This is a genomic window from Candidatus Methanoplasma termitum (assembly GCF_000800805.1).
Taxonomy (GTDB): Archaea; Thermoplasmatota; Thermoplasmata; order Methanomassiliicoccales; family Methanomethylophilaceae; genus Methanoplasma; species Methanoplasma termitum.
The window spans coordinates 24,941-47,596 of sequence record NZ_CP010070.1 but is presented as its reverse complement, the minus strand read 5'-3'; the positions used below and the strand labels follow the sequence as shown (position 1 = coordinate 47,596).

Below are 22,656 nucleotides of genomic sequence, written 5' to 3'. Positions count from 1 at the left end.
AACCTTGCGGGAGACGATGGATTATCTCAAAGAGCGCTGTAAGGCGGTAGTTTATTCCATCCCGGAGAGCGAATGGAATGTTCTGATCGACCTCATAATCTCAAAGGAAAAGATCTTTGTTTACGGTTCCGGAAGGTCCGGTCTCATCGGACAGTTGTTTTCCGTGAGGATGGTGCAGCTGGGATTGAACGTACATTTCGTCGGAGACATGACCACCCCGATCATCGGAAAGAACGATCTTACACTATTGATCTCTAACACCGGGCGGACTATGTCCGTTGTTCAAACGGCCGAAATAGCCAGGCGCGTCGGGTCACATGTAGTATCGCTGACATCGTCCGGGACAAGCAAACTTGCCGCCGCCTCCAACACTACAATCATCTTTAATATCACAAAGTACGAGGCCGATTCCAAATTGGCACCGCTGGGTACGATCTTCGAGGATACCGTTCTTTTCTTCTTCGACTGCATCGTACCGGAACTGATGCGGAGACTTAATGTCACGGAAGAGGACATGCGGAAAAGACATGCCATCTGGGTATGATCAGTTGAACACTATCATCGAGACGATTTTTGGTTTGTAGTCATCGCATGAGAAAACAGCAAGGGTCGAATCGGAAGGGTCTATTACGACCGCAAACCCTATCTCCCCTCCGAATAATCCCATGTGCGTCCTTATGTCAACTTCCGAAAGATAACATCCGATACCGAGATGAGAATGGTACCATCCGACAACCGCGTCGCCCTCGCAATTGTCAATAGAGTCAAAAAGTTCTTCAAGATTTTCTTTTTTGAATCTCACGCTCACCTCGTCCGCTTCGAGTTCCGACGTCACGGCATCCTCGATGCGGACATACATCCCCTCATCGTCTTTGAAAATATAACCTGCCAACAGCCCCATGACCTCTTTGTTCTCCGCATATCCGGATTCGGCGTGTTCTGTCATCGCTGTTATCACACTCTCGCTTACAAACAGATTAACACCCTTTACCGGTCTTTTCCTGAATTCTATCTCCGGGGTATCGGAAGAGATTATCTTAGGCATTGCGCCCACCGTAATTGACCTCGGCTTCGATCCTGGGTTTATTCGCCGAGTACCACTTCGCCGCCTCCAGGCATGAGTCCGTACCAAAGGGATTCTTCGGGTTCGGTTCCGATATCAGCTGTTCCACGCCTCTCACGAATGATAACAAAGATGAACCGAATGACCAATCGTCCAACATTTTGACGCAGACATATCCGCCGTCCTCCGGCATCATTATGTTCGGATGGAATATCGGCGTCATCCATTTGGCTCTGGGCCTTTCGTACGGATAGTTCTCGGTAACAATAATGGACAGGATGTGTTCGCCGCTCACCTGATCCTTTGATATTCTTGCGGGGATGTTCTTCAGTGCGATCCTTATTTCGATCGGGAACTCTACATCATCGGGCACTTCTTTTATCCTGACATTAAGGTGAGATTTCAGACCGAGGATCTCGTTGTTGATCCTTTTTATCAGTACCTGTCTCACCAGACCCATCTCAGCTACCGCCTTCCGGGTCTGGGATCATTTCGATCTTGTCATCATCTTTGAGATTGATATCCCCGATCTTCTGTTTCTTGTTCAGAAGCTTGGACCCTTTTCTGAGAACATAAGCTCCCGCGGCCTTGCCCCAGTATTCTGCGGCGGTGTCTATTATGTCCTCGACGGACTCATAAGATTCCAATTCCATCCTTATGGATGAACCATTCATTGTGTTCACTACGGTGACTCTTACGGTCATTTTGATCCCTCTGTAAAGTGGTTCGGACAGCTGCTGTCCTCAGAGATCTCAAGATCCGCCATAGCCCCCGACAGCCCGTCATAATACATGACATTCCTGACGCAGGAATCTCTTCTCCCTGATAATAGTTTTATTGCTTCTCTTACCTGAGTAGCTGCGATTATCGATGTGGTCGTTATCTCTGCTGCGAACTTCGGAATGAAGACGGACCCCTCTCCCGTACATGAGAACCTTTCGTCCATGACCTTCATATGGCTGCTGTTCATCCCGCACTCCAAACAGGGACCTGTTTCCAACACAACTTGCACTTTCCCTCTGAACCCGTCGGTGGCGCCATCGATGTAGGGTATCTTATTGTACCTTGCATGGGAGTTCACATGCAACCTTGCCGTGATGTTGTCCAAACACCCGAATACGAGATCGAATTCCCAATCATCCAGATCCTGTATCTTCGCTGTGATCGGAGTTATCTTTGACCCCGGATAGAGGTCTGCCGCCCTTTCGGCAACAACTTCCGCTTTCTTTTTCCCGTTATCGCTTTCTCTGAAGAACACGCACCTGCTTAGGTTAGAGACAACGACCTCGTCCATATCTACTATTGTAATATCCCTGAAACCTGCCAGCAGCATGCATTTCATTACCTCATTCCCGAGCGCGCCGGCGCCGACCACGAGGCACCTTGCACTCTGTATCCTCACCATGTCCAACCAATCGATCCTTCTCATCCTGTCGAATCTGTCGGCGTCATATTCCCGCACTTTCACAGACCGACCATTTTCTTTCGGTATAAAACGGTTGGGCTGCCAGCTTTCAGCTTAAACCGGCAAGAGAGATTTAAACTATGACCGCCATAATCGGTCAATGTCGATAAGACTGCCCGAACATGATCATTGTAAGTTCTGCGGGGATCCTGTGCCGTTTGACAGGGCATTTTGCTCAGAGGACTGTTACTGGAAGGAACAGGCCAGGATCAAAAAGGATAAGAATAGCAATATTCGATTTGCCGTGATAACGGCGGTGAGCGTCGCGATCATCATCGTAGCTGGCTTCTTCCTAAGGAATGGTTGATTTTCTCAGGTTTTTTGTTTTCGAGATAAGATAAGACCAATGGAACATTGTGCACTCTCAAAAGACCTGCTCCATTCTCGGCTGCAATGCCCGATACGACCGCGGTGGCCTGGTCTTTATCCATATCCGGACAGTATTTTGAGAGGAACTTTTTTCTGGATGGGGCAATTAGTATCGGATACCTATCACTGAACCATCCGCTGTTCTCTATTATGCTCATGTCCTGTTCGGCGGTCTTGCCGAATCCGATGCCTGGGTCTATGATAATATTCCCTTCCTTCATCCCTTTGCCTGTTGCGTATTCCGCTCTGTCCCCGAGGAATCTTTTGATCTCTCCGTTGGCATCGCCTCTCATCGTATCGAAGAGAAATGTCTTAGGTGTTCCGTGCATATGCGTGATGACGACTGCGGCGTCATATTCGATCGCCGTCCTGATCATTGCTTCTTCTCTAAGCCCGCTTATGTCGTTTATCATCACCGCGCCTGCGTTCAATGATGCTTCCGCAACGACGGGTTTCGTTGTGTCTATCGATAATGGTACGTCGGTAGTCGATGCGAGCTCTTCGATCACGTCAATGACCCTGCTCAGCTCTTCCTCGACGGTAACAGCATCGGAGCCGGGTCTTGTGGATTCGCCTCCGATATCAATGATGTCGGCGCCAGACCTTATAAGGAAATGTGCATGCTCAAGCGCATCTTTTTTTGAAAGATATTTACCCCCGTCCGAAAAGGAATCGGGGGTAAGGTTTAGTATCCCAACTATCAACGGACGGCTTCTCGGCCTTTTCCAAAGATCGGGAAATGTACTCATAGATTCTTGTCGACAAGCTCGACCAGGTCGATCACTTTCAGCTTACGGTCCCCTACTGCAGCCGAAAGGTTCCCTACGCAGAACGGGCATGTCGTCACTATGATATTGGCAAAGTCCGCTTCGTCCAGCCTTGTCGAGGCGATCGTTTTGGATTCCGCGGGGAATGCCGATCTGACACCTCCGCCGCCTCCGCAGCAGTGGCTTCCCGCCTTGCTGTATTTCATCTCTTTGAAATTGACGTTGGGGAACTTCTTCAGCACATCTCTCGGCGGCTCGTATATACCGCAGTGCCTTCCCAAGTGGCAGGGGTCATGATATGTGATCTTAACATCGCCCAGGGACTTCAGCTTAAGGTCCTGTTTGGCCAGGAACTCCGACATATGAAGCACCTCGAACGGAACTTTCACATGCTTTGGGTACTCCTGCTTGAACATCCTGTAGCATCCGGAACAAGAGAATACCAGGGTCTCGATGCCGAGTGCTTTGATGGCCTCTATGTTCTTATTCATCAGCCTATAAACTTCGTTCTCGTCGATACCTATCCTCTGAAGGACCGATCCGCAGCATACCTCGTTCACCGTTGTATAGTCCACTTTGAGCTTCTTTAGGATCGAGAGTGTAGCCTTAGAGATCTCTTTCTCCCTGTATGTCGCCGTACATCCGGAGAAGTATCCCACCTTCGCCTTATGAGGCTTCTCTCCGAGGGTCTCGGCGACGGACCTCTTCTCGGAATATGGGTTGTTGTACTTCTTTACGCTCTCTGTCACTGACTTGTGCTTCGGCAGTATGTGGCCGTTCGCCACGAGGTCGCGGCGGCAGGTCTCTATTATCTCGACGATGTCCACATTCGACGGGCAGCGCCTGTTGCAGTCCGCACAGGTCGTGCAGGTGTAAATGTTCTCCATGACAGATGCGTCCGGCTCTATGTCGCCCACAAGCAGACCGTAGGTCAGGATTATCCTTCCTCTCGATAACGCCGAGTCCCAGCCTATCGCTTTGAATGACGGACATACCGCCTTACAGAAACCGCACATGGTGCAGGTGTTCAGAGCCTCTTTCACTTCTTTTATCTGTTCTGCCTTGAAATCTGACATCTTATCCTCTACCTTGGGTATTGTGACGCTTCCGTCCGCCAAAACAATGAATTTCGCATTAGGGTTAAGCCTGAGTGCTTCTCTTACTGCCGCTTCGACCGTCGGGAACGGCTTGATGTTCGCCGCCTCGATCATCTTCGGGTCCAGATCGGTGACCGCCCATATGTCCGCCCAAACAGCTATCTCCGCCATCTTGGCGGCCTTGTGGTACCCGAGCTTGTATTCTTTGCTGAGGTTCTCAAGTACTATTTTAGGATCCTTTGAAGAAGAGAGCTGCGTAAGGAAAGTCGGATGGCCGACACCTTCCCTGCATTTCGAGACCATTACGATCTTGCCGCCTTCCTTGAGTGCCCATTTTCCGTTGTCCAGCGCTTTCTGCGATTGATAGAGATCCACATCCATCGGGTACGGCGCGACGGATATCACAACATCCGCTTTCTCCGGTATGGGGACAGAGAACACTTTGTTCGCCCATTCTACTGCCTTGTCAAAGGCCGGGTTCAGGCTTCCGGAGGCCACCTTATATATGTGCTGATGGCGGTCCAAAACCATCTGGATGGAGAATATCTTCTTGCCCTTGACAACTTCCAATGCGTCCATCATATCTTCATGGACGGGGTTGCCTTTGAGGACCAGCGACTGAGCCTCCTTCCTCATCGCAAGTTTGTGGTTCGTTTCTACTGTGCGGTACGACGCTACTCCAGGAAGGAACGATTTCCTTCCTCCTGTGTATCCGGCAAAATAATGCGGTTCGACGCTTGTTATTATCACGAGGCGGTCGGCATCCACTGCGATCTTGTTGACCTCCATGGGAGTTCCGTTCTTCGATCTGCCAAGGTTCACACACTCGGATTTCTTCGCATCATGAGATATTATCCTGTCCTTTAGGGACGCGTAGTGTTTTCCGAATACGAAGTTGTATTCTTCTTGGGTCATGTCCCTGTGCGTCCCGGTTGCGATAAGATATCTGGCTTTGCGGAGATCCATACGTTTGGAGAGTGCATCCAAGACCTTTGCCGTGGGGGTGGGCCTCGTACCGTCGTTGACAATGAAAACGATATCCTTTCCTCCCTCCAGGAATTTGGCCAGCGAATCGTACCCTATGGGGGCATCTATAGATTCGTTTATCACTTCGTCCGGATCTCTGCATTGAACATCCTTCGGGAAGAAAGTCCCGATATAGTTCTTATCCGGGATGTCTATCTTTTGGACCCCATCCTTACCGTATTTGATATCTACTTTCATTAAGACCAAACTTCGGAATTGTTTGATGTATATTAATTATTATTTGTCTTGAAAATAGAAATCTGCTAACAGAAATTCGTTTTTTGCAAAAGGGTGGGGTTGTAAGGTGTTTTAATGAAGAGGTTTACGTGCTGCGAAGAACGATCTCAATATTGACGCCATCCGGCACCTGGATCCTCATGAGCTGCCTGAGGGCACGCTCGTCGGCGTCCAAATCGATGAGTCTCTTGTGGATGCGCATCTCCCAGCGGTCCCATGTCTCGCTCCCCTCTCCGTCAGGACTTTTCCTGCAGGGAACCTTGAGCTTCTTCGTAGGAAGAGGCACAGGGCCGCGTATGTCGACACCGGTTCTCTGGGATATCCCTTTGATCTGGGCGCATACGCTGTCGACCTTTGCCGGGTCTGTACCGCTGAGAGAGATTCTTGCGCGCTGTGACATGTGTTATCCCTTGTGTTAAGGAAAGAAGGCCTCAGTTGGCCTTCTGGACCTCGATGCACATACCGGCAGCGACGGTTTGTCCCATGTCACGGATGGCGAACCTTCCGAGCGGCGGGAATTCTTTTGCAGTCTCGATGACCATCGGTTTTGTGGGCTCGACCTTGACGACCGCGATGTCTCCCGTTTTCAGGAAGTCCGGGTGCTCGGCCTTTGCCTGACCTGTCTTGGGGTCGATGGTTTTAATGAGCTCGACGAACCTGCATGCCGTCTGGGCCGTGTGGCAGTGGAACACGGGTGTGTATCCGACCGTTATGACCGACGGGTGGTTCAGAACGACGATCTGTGCGGTGAATGTCTTTGCGACCGAGGGCGGGTTGTCCACGGGGCCTGCTACATCTCCTCTCTTCACGTCGTTCTTAGCTACTCCACGAACGTTGAATCCGACGTTGTCGCCGGGGCCTGCCTGGGGCAGCTGTTCGTGGTGCATCTCTATCGATTTTACCTCTCCGGGTACGTGCGACGGCTCGAACATGATCTTCATGTTCGGTTTCAGTATACCGGTCTCGATCCTTCCTACGGGAACGGTTCCGATACCGGTGATCGTGTAGACATCCTGGATAGGCATCCTGAGGGGTTTGTCTGTCTGCTTGGGCGGAACTGTCAGGTTGTTGAGGGCCTGGATAAGGGTCAATCCTTTGTACCACGGCATTTTTGCCGACAGTACTTTTATGTTGTCGCCTGCCATTGCGGATACGGGGACGAACGGAACGACATCGGTTTTGATACCGACCATCTGCATGAGTTTGGACATTGCAGCGACCGTGTCTTTGTATTTGGCTTCGTCGTATTTCACCGCATCCATCTTGTTGATGGCAACGATGATCTGTCTTACGCCGAGTGTGGTTGCAAGGAAGACGTGCTCTTTTGTCTGTGCCTGCGGTCCCTCGATCGCAGAGCATGTTATGATCGCCGCGTCTGCCTGCGAGGTTCCCGTAATCATGTTCTTAACGAAGTCGCGGTGGCCGGGGGCGTCTATGACTGTGAAGTAGTATTTGTCGGTGTAGAATTTCTTGTGTGCTACATCGATGGTAACTCCTCTCTCCCTCTCTTCTTTCAGGCCGTCCATGACCCATGCGAAGTAGAAGGATCCTTTTCCTTTCTCCTCCGCCTCTTTTTTGTATTTCTCTATCAGGTGTGGCTCGATCGCGCCGGTCTCGAGGAGGATCCTTCCCGTAAGGGTGGATTTCCCGTGGTCGACGTGGCCGATGATGACCAGGTTCATGTGCTCTTTGTCTGCCATTTTTCATACCTCCTACTTTATAGGTCTGTTTTGTGCGATAAGGTGTTTATATTTAAAGTTTACAGACCTGAGTAGTAGCGGGCGTCATACGGCTCGGGGTTGAGTCCCTTACGGGTCCTGATCTCCGTTACGACCTTCTTCTGCAGCTCAGGCGGCAATTGTTTGAATCCTGCGTTCTCTGTGGACCAGAGAGCGCGTCCCTGCGTCGATCCGCGTATGTCGGATGCGAATCCGAACATGTCCGCAATGGGGCACTCGGCCGAAACAGTTGCGTCCGACCCATCCTGACCCATCTCCAGGATCGTTCCGCGGCGCTGGTTTATCAGATTGATCGCCCCTCCCATGTAGTCCGGGGGAACGCTGATGAACACTTTTGTCATTGGTTCTCTTATTGTCCTTCCAGCCTCGCACATCGCACCGTATATACCGTCCCTGACGGCCGGGATCACCTGTGCGGGTCCTCTGTGGATGGTGTCCTCGTGGAGTTTGGCATCCATCAGTTTTACTTTCACTCCGGCGACCTTCTCGGCTGCGAGGGGGCCTTTCATCATTGCCTCCTCGAATGACTGTTTTATCAATTCCATTGTCTCATGGAGATACTGGATACCTTTTGTGCAGTCCTCAAGCATGTTGTTGTTCTTGAACATTACAACGCATTTTGCCTCTTCTTTGCTGAGACCGAGTTCTTCCAGCTGTTTTGCGAGCGCTTTCGGGTCCTTGATCTTTGCGTCCGGGTCGATCTCCCCTTTGCGGATGGCATCTGTGATCGTCTGCTCAAGCGGCTCCACCAAGAAGTAGAATTTGTTGTGCTTGTTCGGTGATTTACCTTCGAAGGTGTTCTGGTTGGATCCTTTTATACCTTCCTGGTAAACGACTATGGGCGGCGACGCTACGATGTCCACGCCCTGCTCTTTGACGATCCTGTACTCTGTGATCTCCAAGTGGAGCTCTCCCATACCGGACAGAAGGTGCTCTCCCGTTTCGTTGTTGATCTCGATGTTCAGGGACGGGTCCGCTTTTGCGACCGATCTCAGCACCTCGACCAGCTTCGGAAGGTCCTTCATGTTCTTTGCTTCAATGGCTTTTGTGACCACCGGCTCGGAGTAGTGGGCCATCTTCTCGAAGGGATCCATATCATTCAGTGATGATACGGTCGAACCTGCGATGGCGTCCTTCAGACCCGTGATCGCTGCGATGTTCCCCGCGACGACGCTGTCGGTGGTTATCCTGTCGGCCCCTACCATCAACGCCACGGTCTGGACCCTTTGGGGGTTCGGCATACCGGCGATGTGAAGAACATCTCCTTTCTTAACGGTGCCTGCGAACAGTCTTCCGATAGCTACCTCGCCTGCGTGTGGGTCCATGATTATCTTGTTCACCATCAATGCTGTGGCTCCGTCGTGATCGCAGTGCATCATCTCTTTACCGATCTCGGAGTCGAGGTCTCCTTTCCATATTACTGGTATACGGAGCCTCTGCGCATCTCTGGGGTTCTGGATGTGCTTGATCGCCATTTCCAGGACTACCTCGTGGATGGGGGATTTCTTGGCGAGCTCTTTCTGTCCGCCTTCCCTTCCGCAGTACTCGAACACATCGCTGAATGTGATCTTTGATTTCTGCATGAATGTCGATGATATCGCCCAGTTATTGTATGCCGATCCGAACGCGACTGTCCCGTCCTGGATGCTGACCTGCCACTGCTTGTTGAGCGGTGCGGGAAGGATGTCCGCTATCTTATGGTTGAATTCCGCCACGATCTTTGAGAACTTAGCGATCATCATCTCTTTTGTTACCTGCTGCTCGACGATCATCCTGTCCACTTTGTTTATGAACAGAAGCGGCCTGACCCTCTCTTTCAGGGCCTGCCTTATGACAGTTTCCGTCTGAGGCATTATACCTTCCACTGCGCAGCAGAGAATGAACACTCCGTCGAGTGCTCTCATCGCCCTTGTAACGTCTCCTCCGAAGTCAACGTGGCCGGGTGTATCGATAAGGTTGATAAGATATTCCTTACCTTCGAATTTGTGCACCATTGACGCGCTTGCGGCGTTGATAGTGATCCCTCTTGCGGCCTCCTGCTCATCAAAGTCGAGAACACACTGTTTTCCTGCAAGGTCGGCCGACATCATTCCCGCACCTGCGATAAGGTTGTCGGAGAATGTTGTCTTACCATGGTCGATATGCGCCGCTGTTCCTATGTTCCTGATGAACTCGGGCTGTATCATCAATTCTGTTGCTCTTTTGATATTATCCTCTTTACGTCCCATTTGCCTTCACCTTACAGATCATTACCTGGCCGACTGTGCGACCCTCTCGATCTCTTCTTTTTTAGCGACTGCGAACGAGGTCATGTCGCCTTTTGCCGCCAGCATTAATTCATCGGCAAGGCACTCGTAAATGGGTTTCTTGCTTTTTGAGGATGCTTTGACCACACCTGTACAAACATTGCGCAGGGCGATGTCCAGTCTCCTTTGAGGGGATATGTCCACCGCTTTCGGTACGGATATTCCGCCGAACTGCAGTCTCGTTACTTCTTCGCGGGGTGCCGCGTTCTCCAGCCCCTCTACCAATACCTGGAGAGGGTTCTTCTTGGTCTTCTGTGCGACAATGTCGAATGCTCTGGAGACGGTCTTGTACGCCTTCATTTTCTTTCCGGTGTACTTTTCAGTCCTCATGATGTTGTTTATCAGTCTCTCGACAATGCTGAGTTTGGATTTGCCGAACCATCTGTTCGCGTGCTTACCGCCCGAGTGAGGCACATTTGTGGGTGTGAGGTCTATGTATTTGGCCAATCCGCCATCATTGATGACGACCTCGGACGTGTCGTATTTTCCGAATATAAGTGCTTTCTGAGCAACGATCTCTGACATTTTATTCACCTTACGGGTTTCTCGGTCCTTCCTCTGACCATTTCATTGAGAGAGACGTTGTTGACTTTGATCACTTTGTAACGGACCCCGGGAATGTCTCCGTATGAACGGCCCATCCTTCCGCCGATACCTTCTACGAGTACTTCGTCGTGCTCGTCTATGAAGTTGATAGCTCCGTCCCCTACCGCGAAAGCCGTGATCTGACGTCCGTTCTTTATCAACTGGACCTTTACGCACTTACGGATGGCGGAGTTGGGCTGCTTAGCCTCGACCCCTACCTTCTCCAGCACGATGCCGCGTGCCTGGGCCGATCCCTCCAGAGGGTCGGATTTCTCCCTAAGTTTCAGTACTCTTTTCTTGTATCCACGATCCAGCCAGCGGAATTTCTGCCGGTCCTCTCTCATCTTTCTTGCGGTGTATAGACCTCTACCCAAACGTTTCACCTCATTCTTTGAAGTATTTTGTGCGATAATTATTATCGTATTTAAAGCTCATGCATTGATGCGAACTTTTTGTAGAGTTGGCTAACTCGATTGGATATATAACACCTTTTACAGTGTCAATGATTTTTCGCGTGCGCATGGGGCATCGACAGGGATCTTCAGCGGATGAAGAGGAGCTCCCTGTATTTCGGAAGGGGCCACATCTGATCGTCCACTATCATCTCAAGGTCGTCCAGATATTTCCTTATCTTTTCGATGTTCGGCACCACTCTATCATGATATGCGACCGCCCTGTCGCGCCCTTCGAGCTTTGAGAACTTGTCGCACATCTTGTCCATGCTGTCGCCCATGATCCTGAGTTCGTTTATGTGCATGGCTATCTCCTTGATCTGCCCGACCTCCTGATAAGAGTATTTTTCGAATTCCTCTTCCGTGTACAGCTGTTTGCATTTCAGAACATTGTCCAAGAGCACATTCTGGTAGACCGTGGCCACGGGTACGATGTGATTGTACGCAATGTCGCTCAGAACCCTGGATTCTATCTCGATCTTGTTGGCGTAGTGTTCCCAAGCCACCTCATTCCTGGCTTTCAGCTCGGCTTCGGAGAGGACCCCCGTTTCTTTGTAGATCCTGACGGTCTCCTTCGTTGTGAATTGATCATATACGATGGGGACCGAATTTTCCACGTTCAGGCCGCGGCGTTTCGCTTCCTTTTTCCATTCATCGGAATAACCATTGCCGTCGAAGCATATGTCCTTGCATGATCTGTATGTTTCGCGTGTCTCATCGAGGATCGCTTTCATGACCGGTTCGCCAGCCGCTATCCTGTTGTCCACGGCTTTCTTGAATTGTGCAAGTTGGTAAGCGACAGTCGTGTTAAGGACCGTCATAGGCAGCGCGCAGTTCGCTGATGCACCCACAGCTCTGAACTCGAACCTGTTCCCCGTGAACGCAAAGGGCGAGGTCCTGTTCCTGTCAGTGTTGTCGACAAGGAGTTCGGGTACCTGAGGTATGCCTGTGCTGCGCCCCTTCTTGCCTTTGATCTTCACCATGTCCTTTGTATTCAGCAGTTCGTCGAACACGGCGGTCATCTGCTTACCGAGGAACGACGAGATGATGGCGGGCGGCGCTTCGTTGGCCCCCAGCCTGTATTCGTTGGATGATGATGCTATAGAAGCTTTGAAAAGCCCGTTGTTATCGTGGAGCGCTTTGAGGACATTGGCCATGAACATAAGGAACCTCAGGTTCTCCTCGTCCGTCTTTCCCGGAGAGAGAAGTCCGGCGCCGTCGGTTATCCCTAATGACCAGTTGCAGTGCTTGCCGGAACCGTTGATGCCTTTGAACGGTTTCTCGTGGAAAAGAACTTTGAATTTATGGCGGCCGGCGACCGATCTCATCAATGACATCAGTAAAAGGTTGTGATCCACGGCTAGATTCATCTCCTCATACACCGGCGCGATCTCGAACTGATTGGGCGCAACCTCGTTATGCCTTGTCTTGATGGGTATGCCCAGCTTGTACCCCTCGAATTCCAGGTCCTTCATGAATTCCATGACCCTCGGAGGTATCGATCCAAGATAGTGGTCCTCGAGCTGCTGGTTCCTTGCGCTGTCGTGGCCGAGCAGCGTCCTGTCCGAAAGCATCATGTCCGGACGCTGTGCGTAAAGCGCACTGTCCACGAGGAAGAACTCCTGCTCCCATCCCAAATATGCCTGTACATCCTGACCTTCAAACCCGAAATATTTCAATACATCGGATGCCGCTTTCCTTACGGCGGACACGGACCTCATGAGCGGTGTTTTGTAGTCAAGCGCGTCGCCTGTATACGAAATGAATACTGTGGGTATGCATAGGCAGTCCCCGAGGATGAACGACGGCGATGACGGGTCCCATGCAGTGTATCCTCTTGCTTCGAAAGTGTTCCTGAGGCCTCCGTTCGGGAAAGAGGAAGCGTCCGGCTCCTGTTGGCAAAGTCTGTCCCCGCTGAAATGCTCCAGCGATGTGCCGTACTTGTGCGGTTCCGCAAAGGAATCGTGCTTCTCCGCCGTCCCTCCCGTAAGCGGCTGGAACCAATGAGTATAGTGGGTCGCACCCTTGTCCATCGCCCAGCGTTTCATTCCGGCGGCAACATGCTCCGCCACCGACATGTCAAGCGTCGCACCTTTTTCGATAGACTCGTAAACGACCTTCCTTGTCTCGGATGAGAGATATTTTCTCATCGTCTCTCTGTTGAACACATTGCATCCATAGTACGATGATGTCTCGGCCGCCGGGGGCGTAGCCACCACCGGTTCTCTTTGAAAAGCCTGCTCCACAGCAACGAATCTGCCGTTTACCATAGGCGGTGAGTGCTATTTCATATTAATAAATCTTTCTAAATGATTATAAATTCAAATGTTCATTAGACAAATATCTAATAAATTTGGAAATTATTTGAGTTATTTCGATATTTATCTCATAATAATCGAAATATCACATAATGTGCTGTAAAAAAAGAGCACGTTGTGTATGTTTTCTGTCGCTTTACAGCTGCCGCGGACAAACTTTTAGCGACGGGTGTATACACGATCATTGTAAGTCGTGTAATCGCACTTTTGTTTGAAAGGAGGGGTGCGGTGTGCCTCCTGAAATGGCTTTATAATGCTTACCTGCACTCGCTTCTTCCCGCAGAAGAATACGAACCATACCGGCATGGCCGCGATGATCCGCATCGGGACCAGCACGAGTATGCACAACAGGATGTCGTTGCCGTCGTCTGTCGAGACCTCGCTCTTCACCGCTGTGGTGTGGTCGGACGGTGTACCTTCTAAGCTTACCTGCTCGTGGCTCATCTCCGTTTCGTCCACAACGACCGATGATAGCTTGTACCCTTGGATACAGTGAATACGTAGGTCACGCTGCCTCCCCTCAAACCATCCGACCGCATATTGATGCGGGACAGAACAAAAGAACATTTAATACCACCACTTATACACCCGTAGGCATAAGAATGGCAATCGGTGTTTTCAAATCCGGCGACGAGTTGTTCGACCAAGGCGTGGACCTGATAAAGAGGAAAGAGTTCGCTAAGGCCAGGAGCAATTTCGAAAAGACAATAGCGAAAGGCGGCAAGAATGCGAACCTTGCGGGGATATACATAGACATGATAGATGCGTGTCTAGACAATAATAATCCCGCCAGGTACGAGAGGCTTGCATCGACCCTCGGTAAAGCGAACGGCCCGTTCGAATTCGGATTGACGGAGATAAATCCGGAAAGGGTCGCACTGGAATGCAGTCTGCTTGCGGAACGTATGCAAGTGGGGAGGATACAGGGAAATACATCTGAGATCCTGGAGCAGAAAGGAAATAAATTCCTCGACATAGCCAGAAGGTACCAGGCTAAGATAGGGAACGACTCGATACAAATAAACGAGATCGTCGGACTGCAGGTCAACACGGGGATCAAAGAGGCCCTGTATCTGCAGGCCTGGGGGTACGAGAGTCTTGCTGCCGGAGCTGTTATGTCGGACCCGAAAAAGGCCGCTGAGCTGCTTCAGAACGCATATACCTGCCGCAAACAGCTTGGAGAGGACGGGCAGCAGGACATGAACCTCATGAAAGCCTACTCCAAATCCGTCAAATGCTGGATATGCGGAAGGCCTTCTACCGGAGAAGGCGTCCACTTCCTTGCTATGTCGAGCGAGATCTCGCCGTTCATGAGACAGTCTGATGATGATATCCTAAAATCAGCGCCGGCAGACTATAATTCGGTCTATGTTTGCAAGCCTTGCTACTCTTCCATTTCAAGGAGATCCGACGAGATAGCGAGACGCTATCATGAGCAGGCCATGCAGGAGATGAGGGCAATGGAGGCCAGACTGCAGGCGGAGATCAGAAGCATGAATGCGACAATGATGGTAATGAGACGGTGAACCGATTGGACGATATCGTTATGTTGAGGTGTAAATACTGCGGCGCCCCGCTGGACAGAAAGGCGCTGGAGTCGGACTCCCCGTACATAACATGTTCAAGCTGCGGCACGTCCCAGCAAAGGGTCGATTCGAAAGCATATCTGGAACAGATGATGGGGCAGATACAGTCATGGATCAGCAGGACCCTGCCGGGCGGTTTCTCGATGGCACAGAGCGAGAATGTTGACTCTGTTGCAAGGTACAACATCTTCAACAACAACATCAGGCCCAGAGTGGAGGCTGAATTTTCAGAATATAAGTTCGGTGTGAGTTCGCTTCTTTCAAGCCCTCTCATCGTGCTCCCATTCATGACAGACAGCGGCATTGTCCCCTCCCATACTTCGACAAAAGCGTTCGAATTCGATGCGAGGGTGAAAAGCGTTTCTCCTCTGGCTGTGGATGAGTCCTCAAAAGCTCTGATCGACTCGGCGAACGGGTTGGCATCGGGGTATGCGATGCTCATTAACAACACGAAACTGCTTCAGGAGGACAAGCCGGGAAGATACCTTCTGATGGCGAACAATTTCAACGAGGCTGCAGCTTCGTTCAAGAAGATCAAAGGATACGGTCCCGCCGCTGATCGCTTCCAGGCGCTGGCTGGAATGTGCACCGGGTGCGAGAAACTGCTGAACGGGGACAGCATGGGCAGCATCTCGTACTTCGAGAACGGCCGTGCTCAGCTGGAGAAAGTAAAAACATCGATCAATACCGACCTTACGCTGGGCGTAATGTATCAGGCATTGGACATGGAGATAACACAGGCCAAGATCCTCACGGATATCGCAAGTTTCCTCACCAAAGGCGTGTCAAAGGATCCCATGCAGGTGCTGAACAGCATCAAAAAGATATTCGGTTTCGATTACCAGAAGACCGGGAAGTGGGGATTCTTGCTTGGCAACAAAGACAGGTTCGATGAGATACTGGGTCATCTCGCAGAGGTCCTCAACGCAAAGGGTGGCGGCACGCTTCCTATAATCGCAGGCGCCGGAGAATACCTTATCCCGTTCTGGGAAGTGGACCTGAGGTACAGCTTCCAGACTGGAGCTCTGTTTGCGAAAAAGAGCGTGGAGGTCACCGAGGACCTTTTGATACCCGCGGATTTCGTTATCGACCAGCAATGCCTGAACAATCCCAGGAGCGGGGTCACGGACATATTCTCGATAAGACCCGAATCCAGTATACTTTCTGGTATAAAAGGGACCGAGACCAGCATCAGCGGCGGAGAAGGAATAGGGAAGCTTACCGGGAGCGTAGCGAAGAACTCTCCTGGGTCGAGAAAGGTCGTCGTCCCGTTGAGCACGGAAAAAGAAGCAAAGAAGCTGGTCAGCGAGTATCTTGCCGTTATGACCAGCCAAGACAATAAATTAAAGCTTAGCAATCCGATTGTGAAATCACTCATCTACATACCTTGCGATGTCAGGAACGGCCGCGTCGAGGTCCCAAGCGGATTCGGCAAACTGGTGCCTGAACGCGTCAGAAGAATGGATATATCACAAATGGTTATAATATAAACAAAAGAAGGGAGAAAAATGAACAACAGAACATTGTCGGCGTCGTTGCTGGGTGCTTTCATTATCGCACTGGCGGTCGGACTGATAATATTTGCCGTGACAGATTACGGCATATCGATCGTATTGTGGGTGACCCTGCTGATATTCGGCATCGCACTATTTGCCTTTTCGTTCATGTATCCGAAGGTCGAAAGTAAATTCGGCCCTTCTGAATTCGCTTACAAATTGGTCGTGGGAATAATCGTTGCCATGGTGGGCCTGATGGGAATGCTGTTCACGCTTACGGACATCGATCCTATAATACTCATTGCGATATTCCTGATAGTTTTGGCGGTCGTGATCATAGCGGTCGCACTGATGAACGGAAAGAAAGGGGGAAAGTAAATGTCAATCGATGATACAATAGAAAGTCAGATGAAAAAGAATCAGTCCCTTGTGGAGAGAATAGGCCATTACATCCCCATTTACAGAGGATATAAGGACAAGAACCTCCGCAGAGAGGAAGACAGAGCGGTAAGAACGGAAGTAGCGAGAGTGCTTGAGAGAGTGAAACTCGACCTTGTCACGATACAGAGAGCGACCGTTAACGACCTGGACCTTATGAGGGATACCGAAAGGATCAGAGCGAAGGCCGACCGCTACTACATAGACGTGAAGAAGGCCGTCAACGGTTACAGCGCATTCCATGCGGCGATCAAGATAATGGAGTCCGAACTCGACGAATTGATCGAGTGGGACGCCAAGCTGATGGATAATGCCGCTCTGCTCAAAAAAGAGACCAAAGCGCTGGTCAAGAGGATCGATGCGGGCGAGACTAAGATCAAGGTCCCGCTGAGAGAATTAGAGATGACCTTCGACGAACTCATAGAGGACTACAACGGCCGCGAGACAGTAATGAGAGGATTCAAAGAAGGTGAATGAGAATGGCAGACAAAAAAACAAACGTAGTATTCTGGGCCAACCAGGGGCCTGACGACATTATTTACAGATCGGAGCAGGATGACCTCAGGACCATCACCTCCGTCACCGTTCCGGAGCATGCGGTGGCATTGTTCATAAGGGACGGCCAGTTAATGGGGGTCCTCGAACCCGGAAGACATGTAGTAACATCGGCGAACATCCCATGGCTGACGAAACTATACAATCTGGCACTTGGGTTCAAGGAGACCCCGTTCAAAGTTTGGATCGTCTTCGTATCATTGAAGATGTTCAACGGCAAGTGGGGCATCAGAGGTATGATAAAAGCGGCCGAAGAGTACGAGGTTCCCATCGTCCTTATGGCAAACGGAGACTTCCAATTCAGGGTGAACGACGTTGCCGTGTTCTACACCCAGATCATAGGCGGACTTAACGCTTTCACCACCAGCGACGTCAATTCGTTCATGAAGAGCTTCATCAACGAACAGATAATCCAGCAGCTGAACTCGCAGTATTATATGTCGATCATGAACAACTTGGAGAAGGCGTCGACCAACACCAAGATATTGATCGAACCGTACTTTGCACAGAGAGGGATCGAGCTTCTCGCGCTGAAGATCAACGCCGTGGATACCACCGACGAGGATAGAACGAAAGTGTTCAACTACCTACAGTTCAGCAGCAAGAACGGAGAGGCCTTCAGAAAGTACCAGGTGATGGAGAGCATGGCGGATGCCATAGGGAACTCAACGGGAGGTGCGGCAATGGGCGCGGGGATGTTATTGTTCCCACAGATGTACCAGCAGCTTCAGCAGCAGCCTGTTCAGGGCGTGCAGCCGGGACAGCAGCCTACGAAGGTCATGTGCCCCACATGCGGCGGATTGAATGAATATCCGTACAAATACTGCAACTCCTGCGGACAGCCGTCGCCGATGGTGAGACAGCAGGCAGCACCTGTGACCGCAGCTGCCGGAAAAAGCAACGGAAAAGCATTCAAGAACTGCCCGTACTGCGGAGAGGATCTCGGCGGTCTCCCGAAGACACCGAAGTTCTGCCCGTACTGCTCCGAGCAACTAAACTGAGCCGGCGAAAGCCGGACCTTAAACTTCCCATTTCCAAAACAGAGGAATGGTCAGGGGGACGGCGATTCGTTCTTATCTTTGTGTATTGACCGTACCCACTCCGCCATCCGCCTTACTCTTTCATCCGGGTCGTCAAGACATTTGATGATGTGTGCGTCATACATCTTTTGATAATCATTGTTCATTGCATTCAATGCATTCACTTTCCAGACCCATTTTTTATCGGGCCCCAAATACCTGAATTTAGGAAAAACAACGTTCAGGAGATACTCATCGTCCATATCGATTATCTTCTCCGGCGAAAGATCGCCTGCCATTTCCGCCAAGCCCGGATATTCCGCATCTTCGGTAAAGCGGTTCTTGTTGAAGGGGCATGCGCTCTGACAGGCGTCACATCCGTAGATCCATTTCCCTATCTCTTTTGAAACGGGATTTCCCACAAGATCCACCGTACCGCCTCCCCTTGCCGTCAGATATGACACGCACCTGAGAGGATTCATCGTTAAAGGTCTCGTCAAAGACCGGGTGGGACAGGCGAGAATACATTTGTCGCAATCCTTCGGACATTGTTTCAGATATGACTGTTCAATCAGTTCGAGCTCTTTATCGATGACGAACACATCGATATAATTCCACGAGCCTTTTTCGGTATAGAAGAAATTATTCCTTCTTATCTTCCCGAGTCCCGCCTTTTCCGCCGCGAATCGGAGGGCGGTGACGTCCCGATCGTCTTTGCCCGCAACTCTGATCCCTATGCTTTCCATGTATGCGGTCAGTTCATTTCTTGCCTGATATGCGTCCGAATTCTTGTCTCTCCGGCCGTCGAAGAGATATATCGCCCCGATCCTCCCCCTAACGTTCTCCGGGATCTTGTAATTATTATAATCAAAAACACACACGACAAGGGACCTTGCCCAAGAGAACTTTTCACGCACGTCCGCAAATGAATAGAATTTGTTGTAGAACGCAGAAGATTCCGGGAACTCGGCGATCCTTTCGTCCAGCTTCTCTTTGTATCCCCTTACCGAATCAACGGAAATAATACCGCATTTACTGAACCCCAGCTGAAGTGCCCGCTCTTTGATGCTCGCTGCATAATCCAAAGGATCGCCCTGCCTGCTTATGGGCTCACTATGATGATATATCTTTTCAGAGCAATTTGCGGAAGTGCTTTTTTATCCGTTACCGCATGTAATTCGGTCATGTTAAGCAGTCAGCATCGTGGCGGCGAGAGTTTGTCAAATCCCTCATTGCCGTGGAATCTGCTTTTTTGCAGTTAAATCAGCGTTTTACACAAAAATCTATGTCCACGGTTATCATAACTACGTTATTCGTATGATTTCGTACGAATAATACGTTAATTGTCGAAAGCCTTACTATAAATAGTAGAAATGCCATGTATATTCGGAGGTAAGTGAAGATCGCAAAAAGTAATGCGTTAAAACCCTGCGGCGAAAATGATCCTGTAATAACGGAGATAGGCGTCAAAGAGAAAATCTGGTCGATTGACACTTTCCGCTGTACGTCCTAAGGATGTTTTCGGATCATTTGCAAGACTCAACGGATGACCGCAACAATCCGGCCTCGGCCGGGACCTTTACAACTCCCCTTGCTTCTTCTCACACTTTCATGCTCAAAGGTCTGAATCTTCTCAGTCTCAGTGCGTTTGTCACTACCGATATCGAGGAAAGCGACATCGCCGCTGCCGCAAGCATCGGCATCTGCATCAACACATCAGACCCCGAACCGAGCATGAATGGGAGAATCACCGCCACCAACGGAATGCATACCGCATTGTAACAAAATGCTAAGAAAAGATTTTGTTTTACGTTCTTGAGTGTTGCCCTTCCTATCTCCACGGCTGCAGGCACGCCCCTTACATCGTCGCCCATTATAACAACATCAGCTGCGCCGATGGCTATGTCAGTTCCGGAGCCGATCGCTATCCCGATGTCCGCCTGAGTAAGCGCGGGAGCATCGTTGATCCCGTCGCCGACCATCGCGACATTCTCTCCTTTGACCTGCAGATCTTTGATGATGTTCAGTTTATCTTCGGGCAAGGCCCTTGCATGTATCTCTTCAATTCCAGCGACCCCTGAGATAGCTTTTGCAGTGCCTTCCGAATCGCCAGTTACCATGATCGGCCTTACTCCCATGTCTTTTAGGGATGTCACACCGGACAATGCTGAATTCCTTATCTTATCCGATATCGCAAAACTTCCTGCGAATATTCCGTTCACGGCGACGACGATGACGGTCTTTTCTTCTGCAAAGAGGTCCGGGATCCCTTCTCTGACAAGATCGATGCCTGTGAATCTTTCATTTCCAACAGATACCTCTTTTCCGTCCACTGTGCATCTGACGCCACTTCCCGGCTCAGATGTAAAATCCGATGCAACTGAAACGGCAACTCCTTTCTCTTCGGCGTAGGAGACTATCGCCTTCGCCAGAGGATGCTCCGACCTCGCTTCCGCCGAGGCTGCCAACATTATCATCTCCGCTTCGGGGATCTTCGACACAATGCCGGTGACGCTGGGCCTTCCTTCGGTCAGCGTCCCGGTCTTATCCAGAATAACGGATGTTATGTTCCCTGACCTTTCGAGCACAGACGCGTTCTTGAACAATATGCCGTGTTCGGCAGCCTTGCCTGTCCCTACCGTCACCGCAAGGGGTGTAGCAAGTCCCAGCGCACAGGGGCATGCGATCACCAACACAGAGATCAACACCAACACAGAGAACTCAACACTTCTGCCTCCAAGCATCCATAGCAGGCACGCCGCCACCGCAGTGGACATCACAATCGGAACAAAGACGGCAGCCACCTTGTCGGCGACCCTTGCCACCGGCGCCTTGGTACCTTGGGCATCCTGTATCATCCTGACTATCTTGAAGAGCGCTGTGTCGCTGCCTGTTTTCTCCGCGGTCATCTTGAGACTGCCGTTGATGTTCATTGTGCCGCTGTAAATCATATCGCCTGACACTCTGCTTATAGGCATGCTCTCTCCGGTGAGCATGGACTCATCGATAGACGACGAACCGTCGATTATCATCCCGTCTGCGGGTATTCTCTCCCCAGGTCTGATGATCACTATTTCTCCGAGAAGAACCTTATCTGCGGGAATGGAAACTTCCTTTCCATCCCTGATCACATTTGCGGTGGCTGGCGCAAGGTCAAGCAATCCTCTTACAGTGTCATTGGTCTTGACCTTCGATCTTGATTCGATATATTTCCCTACGGAAACTAACGCGATGATCATTGCGGCGGAATCATAGACCAGAGAATGCAGATAGTGAGGTTCCCCCGAGAAAATCTGTACCGTGCCGTACAAACTGTAGATCACAGCGGCCGTGGTGCCCAATGCGATCAGCGTGTCCATGGTGGGGGCCCCCATAGCCAGAGCTGGATATCCTTTAGTATAGAAGCGGCTCCCCGCAACCAGAACCGGGATACACAATATGAGTTGTATGATCGAATATATCTCGGGCTCGTCGCTCAGCGGGATTTTCAATCCGATCATCGGACCCATCGCAAGTACGGACAGAGGGACCGCAAAAACCACTGCGACTATCAGTTCTTTTTTCGTCCTTATTGCGTTTAGACGCTCTCTTTCCGCAACGGCATCCGGATCATCCTCCAGAACAAAATAACCGGCCTTCCTTATCGCATCGGCTATCTGCTCCCTTCCCGTCTTTGACGGATCGTACAGCACAGATACCACATTGTTGGAGAAGTTTGCGTTGGCCTCCTCTATCCCATCTAACTTCCGAATCGCTTTTTCAATTGAAGCGGAGCATGCGGCGCATGTCATCCCATCCGTTCTGAGATTAACTCTTTCGACATCCGTATTCATTAAAAGAGTCCTTTCTTCACTTTCGCCTTATAACCGGCATCCACTACCGCTCGGATCAGATCCTCGTCCTTCGCCCCGTCATGGATTACCTCGGCGGTCCCCTTTTTAAGATCGACCGTCACTGCCGTTACTTTGTTCACTTTCTTAAGGAATTGATCGACCTTGTTTGAACACATCCCGCACGACATTCCCTCTATTTTTAAAACGGTCTTTGCCATAATTAATGATTCTCTTGGGGATATAACATCGTTTGCCTTTTACTTCGAAAATGAATATAATTTAAACTGGTAACTGCATAAGCAATA

The 22,656-nt window shown here is 50.5% G+C and carries 23 protein-coding genes; 7 read left to right on the top strand and 16 right to left on the bottom strand.

The genetic code is table 11. The features are described from left to right. Positions 1–16: 16 nt before the first annotated feature. Positions 17–544 (top strand): SIS domain-containing protein, encoded by a 528-nt coding sequence (locus tag Mpt1_RS00195; protein ID WP_048111161.1) that lies wholly within the window; start codon positions 17–19, stop codon positions 542–544. On the opposite strand, the gene Mpt1_RS00190 is transcribed toward Mpt1_RS00195, so the two are convergent. The 4 genes from Mpt1_RS00190 to Mpt1_RS00175 are packed head-to-tail and all read right to left on the bottom strand — an operon-like array spanning position 545 to position 2,531. Then, positions 545–1,045 carry an MPN domain-containing protein gene (locus Mpt1_RS00190; protein ID WP_048111160.1) on the bottom strand — a complete coding sequence of 167 codons (501 nt, stop codon included), beginning with the start codon at positions 1,043–1,045 and terminating at the stop codon, positions 545–547. Further along, entirely contained in the window at positions 1,038–1,523 is a 486-nt protein-coding gene (locus Mpt1_RS00185) for a ubiquitin-conjugating enzyme E2 (RefSeq protein WP_048111158.1), read from the bottom strand. The genes Mpt1_RS00190 and Mpt1_RS00185 overlap by 8 nt, the downstream gene beginning before the upstream one ends. A gap of 1 nt (position 1,524) precedes the next feature. Further along, positions 1,525–1,767: a ubiquitin-like domain-containing protein gene (locus tag Mpt1_RS00180; protein WP_048111157.1), complete on the bottom strand. Its 243-nt coding sequence runs from the start codon at positions 1,765–1,767 to the stop codon at positions 1,525–1,527. Then, a complete protein-coding gene (locus Mpt1_RS00175; protein WP_052399208.1) occupies positions 1,764–2,531 on the bottom strand; it encodes a ThiF family adenylyltransferase in 768 nt (255 codons plus the stop codon). Before Mpt1_RS00175 ends, Mpt1_RS00180 begins: the two co-directional genes overlap by 4 nt. A 97-nt stretch (positions 2,532–2,628) precedes the next feature. On the opposite strand from Mpt1_RS00175, the gene Mpt1_RS07365 reads away from it, so the two are divergent. Further along, complete coding sequence (locus Mpt1_RS07365) at positions 2,629–2,835, top strand: DUF2116 family Zn-ribbon domain-containing protein (protein ID WP_082007202.1); 207 nt, start codon at positions 2,629–2,631, stop codon at positions 2,833–2,835. On the opposite strand, the gene folP is transcribed toward Mpt1_RS07365, so the two are convergent. The 9 genes from folP to Mpt1_RS00125 form a co-directional block, all read right to left on the bottom strand. After that, positions 2,801–3,646: a dihydropteroate synthase gene (gene folP / locus Mpt1_RS00170; RefSeq protein ID WP_052399207.1), complete on the bottom strand. Its 846-nt coding sequence runs from the start codon at positions 3,644–3,646 to the stop codon at positions 2,801–2,803. The two genes, Mpt1_RS07365 and folP, sit on opposite strands and share 35 nt — an antisense overlap. Further along, positions 3,643–5,985: a nickel-dependent lactate racemase gene (larA, locus tag Mpt1_RS07805; protein WP_238603121.1), complete on the bottom strand. Its 2,343-nt coding sequence runs from the start codon at positions 5,983–5,985 to the stop codon at positions 3,643–3,645. The genes folP and larA overlap by 4 nt, the downstream gene beginning before the upstream one ends. 124 nt (positions 5,986–6,109) lie before the next feature. After that, positions 6,110–6,424: a 30S ribosomal protein S10 gene (gene rpsJ / locus Mpt1_RS00155; RefSeq protein WP_048111150.1), complete on the bottom strand. Its 315-nt coding sequence runs from the start codon at positions 6,422–6,424 to the stop codon at positions 6,110–6,112. A 31-nt stretch (positions 6,425–6,455) separates the two neighbouring features. After that, on the bottom strand, positions 6,456–7,724 hold the full coding sequence (gene tuf, locus Mpt1_RS00150; protein WP_048111148.1) for a translation elongation factor EF-1 subunit alpha: 1,269 nt from the start codon (positions 7,722–7,724) through the stop codon (positions 6,456–6,458). Positions 7,725–7,783: 59 nt separating this feature from the next. Next, on the bottom strand, positions 7,784–9,991 hold the full coding sequence (locus Mpt1_RS00145) for an elongation factor EF-2 (protein ID WP_048111141.1): 2,208 nt from the start codon (positions 9,989–9,991) through the stop codon (positions 7,784–7,786). A gap of 21 nt (positions 9,992–10,012) precedes the next feature. After that, positions 10,013–10,594, bottom strand: coding sequence for a 30S ribosomal protein S7 (locus Mpt1_RS00140; protein WP_048111139.1), 582 nt, complete (start codon positions 10,592–10,594; stop codon positions 10,013–10,015). 5 nt (positions 10,595–10,599) lie between these two features. Then, on the bottom strand, positions 10,600–11,028 hold the full coding sequence (locus Mpt1_RS00135; RefSeq protein WP_082007299.1) for a 30S ribosomal protein S12: 429 nt from the start codon (positions 11,026–11,028) through the stop codon (positions 10,600–10,602). A gap of 167 nt (positions 11,029–11,195) precedes the next feature. Further along, positions 11,196–13,376 carry a glutamine synthetase III family protein gene (locus Mpt1_RS00130; RefSeq protein WP_048111135.1) on the bottom strand — a complete coding sequence of 727 codons (2,181 nt, stop codon included), beginning with the start codon at positions 13,374–13,376 and terminating at the stop codon, positions 11,196–11,198. A 207-nt stretch (positions 13,377–13,583) separates the two neighbouring features. After that, positions 13,584–13,991, bottom strand: coding sequence for a hypothetical protein (locus Mpt1_RS00125; RefSeq protein WP_048111133.1), 408 nt, complete (start codon positions 13,989–13,991; stop codon positions 13,584–13,586). Between the two features lie 35 nt (positions 13,992–14,026). Between Mpt1_RS00125 and Mpt1_RS00120 the strand changes: the two genes are divergently transcribed. Genes Mpt1_RS00120 through Mpt1_RS00100 form a run of 5 tightly spaced genes read left to right on the top strand, consistent with a single transcriptional unit; the run spans position 14,027 to position 18,500 of the window. After that, positions 14,027–14,950, top strand: a complete 924-nt coding sequence (locus Mpt1_RS00120; RefSeq protein WP_048111131.1) for a hypothetical protein — start codon at positions 14,027–14,029, stop codon at positions 14,948–14,950. A 5-nt stretch (positions 14,951–14,955) separates the two neighbouring features. Beyond that, complete coding sequence (locus Mpt1_RS00115; RefSeq protein WP_048111130.1) at positions 14,956–16,500, top strand: hypothetical protein; 1,545 nt, start codon at positions 14,956–14,958, stop codon at positions 16,498–16,500. 18 nt (positions 16,501–16,518) lie between these two features. Further along, positions 16,519–16,884 carry a hypothetical protein gene (locus Mpt1_RS00110; RefSeq protein ID WP_048111128.1) on the top strand — a complete coding sequence of 122 codons (366 nt, stop codon included), beginning with the start codon at positions 16,519–16,521 and terminating at the stop codon, positions 16,882–16,884. Continuing rightward, complete coding sequence (locus tag Mpt1_RS00105; protein ID WP_238603120.1) at positions 16,885–17,421, top strand: hypothetical protein; 537 nt, start codon at positions 16,885–16,887, stop codon at positions 17,419–17,421. A gap of 2 nt (positions 17,422–17,423) precedes the next feature. Next, the gene (locus Mpt1_RS00100) at positions 17,424–18,500 is read left to right on the top strand and encodes an SPFH domain-containing protein (protein ID WP_048113519.1); all 1,077 of its coding nucleotides are present in this window, start codon (positions 17,424–17,426) and stop codon (positions 18,498–18,500) included. Between the two features lie 50 nt (positions 18,501–18,550). Here the strand turns inward: Mpt1_RS00100 and Mpt1_RS00095 are convergent, their stop codons facing one another. From Mpt1_RS00095 to Mpt1_RS00085, 3 genes are all read right to left on the bottom strand, one after another. Beyond that, positions 18,551–19,603 (bottom strand): epoxyqueuosine reductase, encoded by a 1,053-nt coding sequence (locus tag Mpt1_RS00095; RefSeq protein WP_048111126.1) that lies wholly within the window; start codon positions 19,601–19,603, stop codon positions 18,551–18,553. Between the two features lie 516 nt (positions 19,604–20,119). Further along, the gene (locus Mpt1_RS00090) at positions 20,120–22,351 is read right to left on the bottom strand and encodes a heavy metal translocating P-type ATPase (RefSeq protein WP_048111124.1); all 2,232 of its coding nucleotides are present in this window, start codon (positions 22,349–22,351) and stop codon (positions 20,120–20,122) included. Then, on the bottom strand, positions 22,351–22,569 hold the full coding sequence (locus Mpt1_RS00085; protein WP_048111122.1) for a heavy-metal-associated domain-containing protein: 219 nt from the start codon (positions 22,567–22,569) through the stop codon (positions 22,351–22,353). The genes Mpt1_RS00090 and Mpt1_RS00085 overlap by 1 nt, the downstream gene beginning before the upstream one ends. Positions 22,570–22,656: the final 87 nt, after the last annotated feature.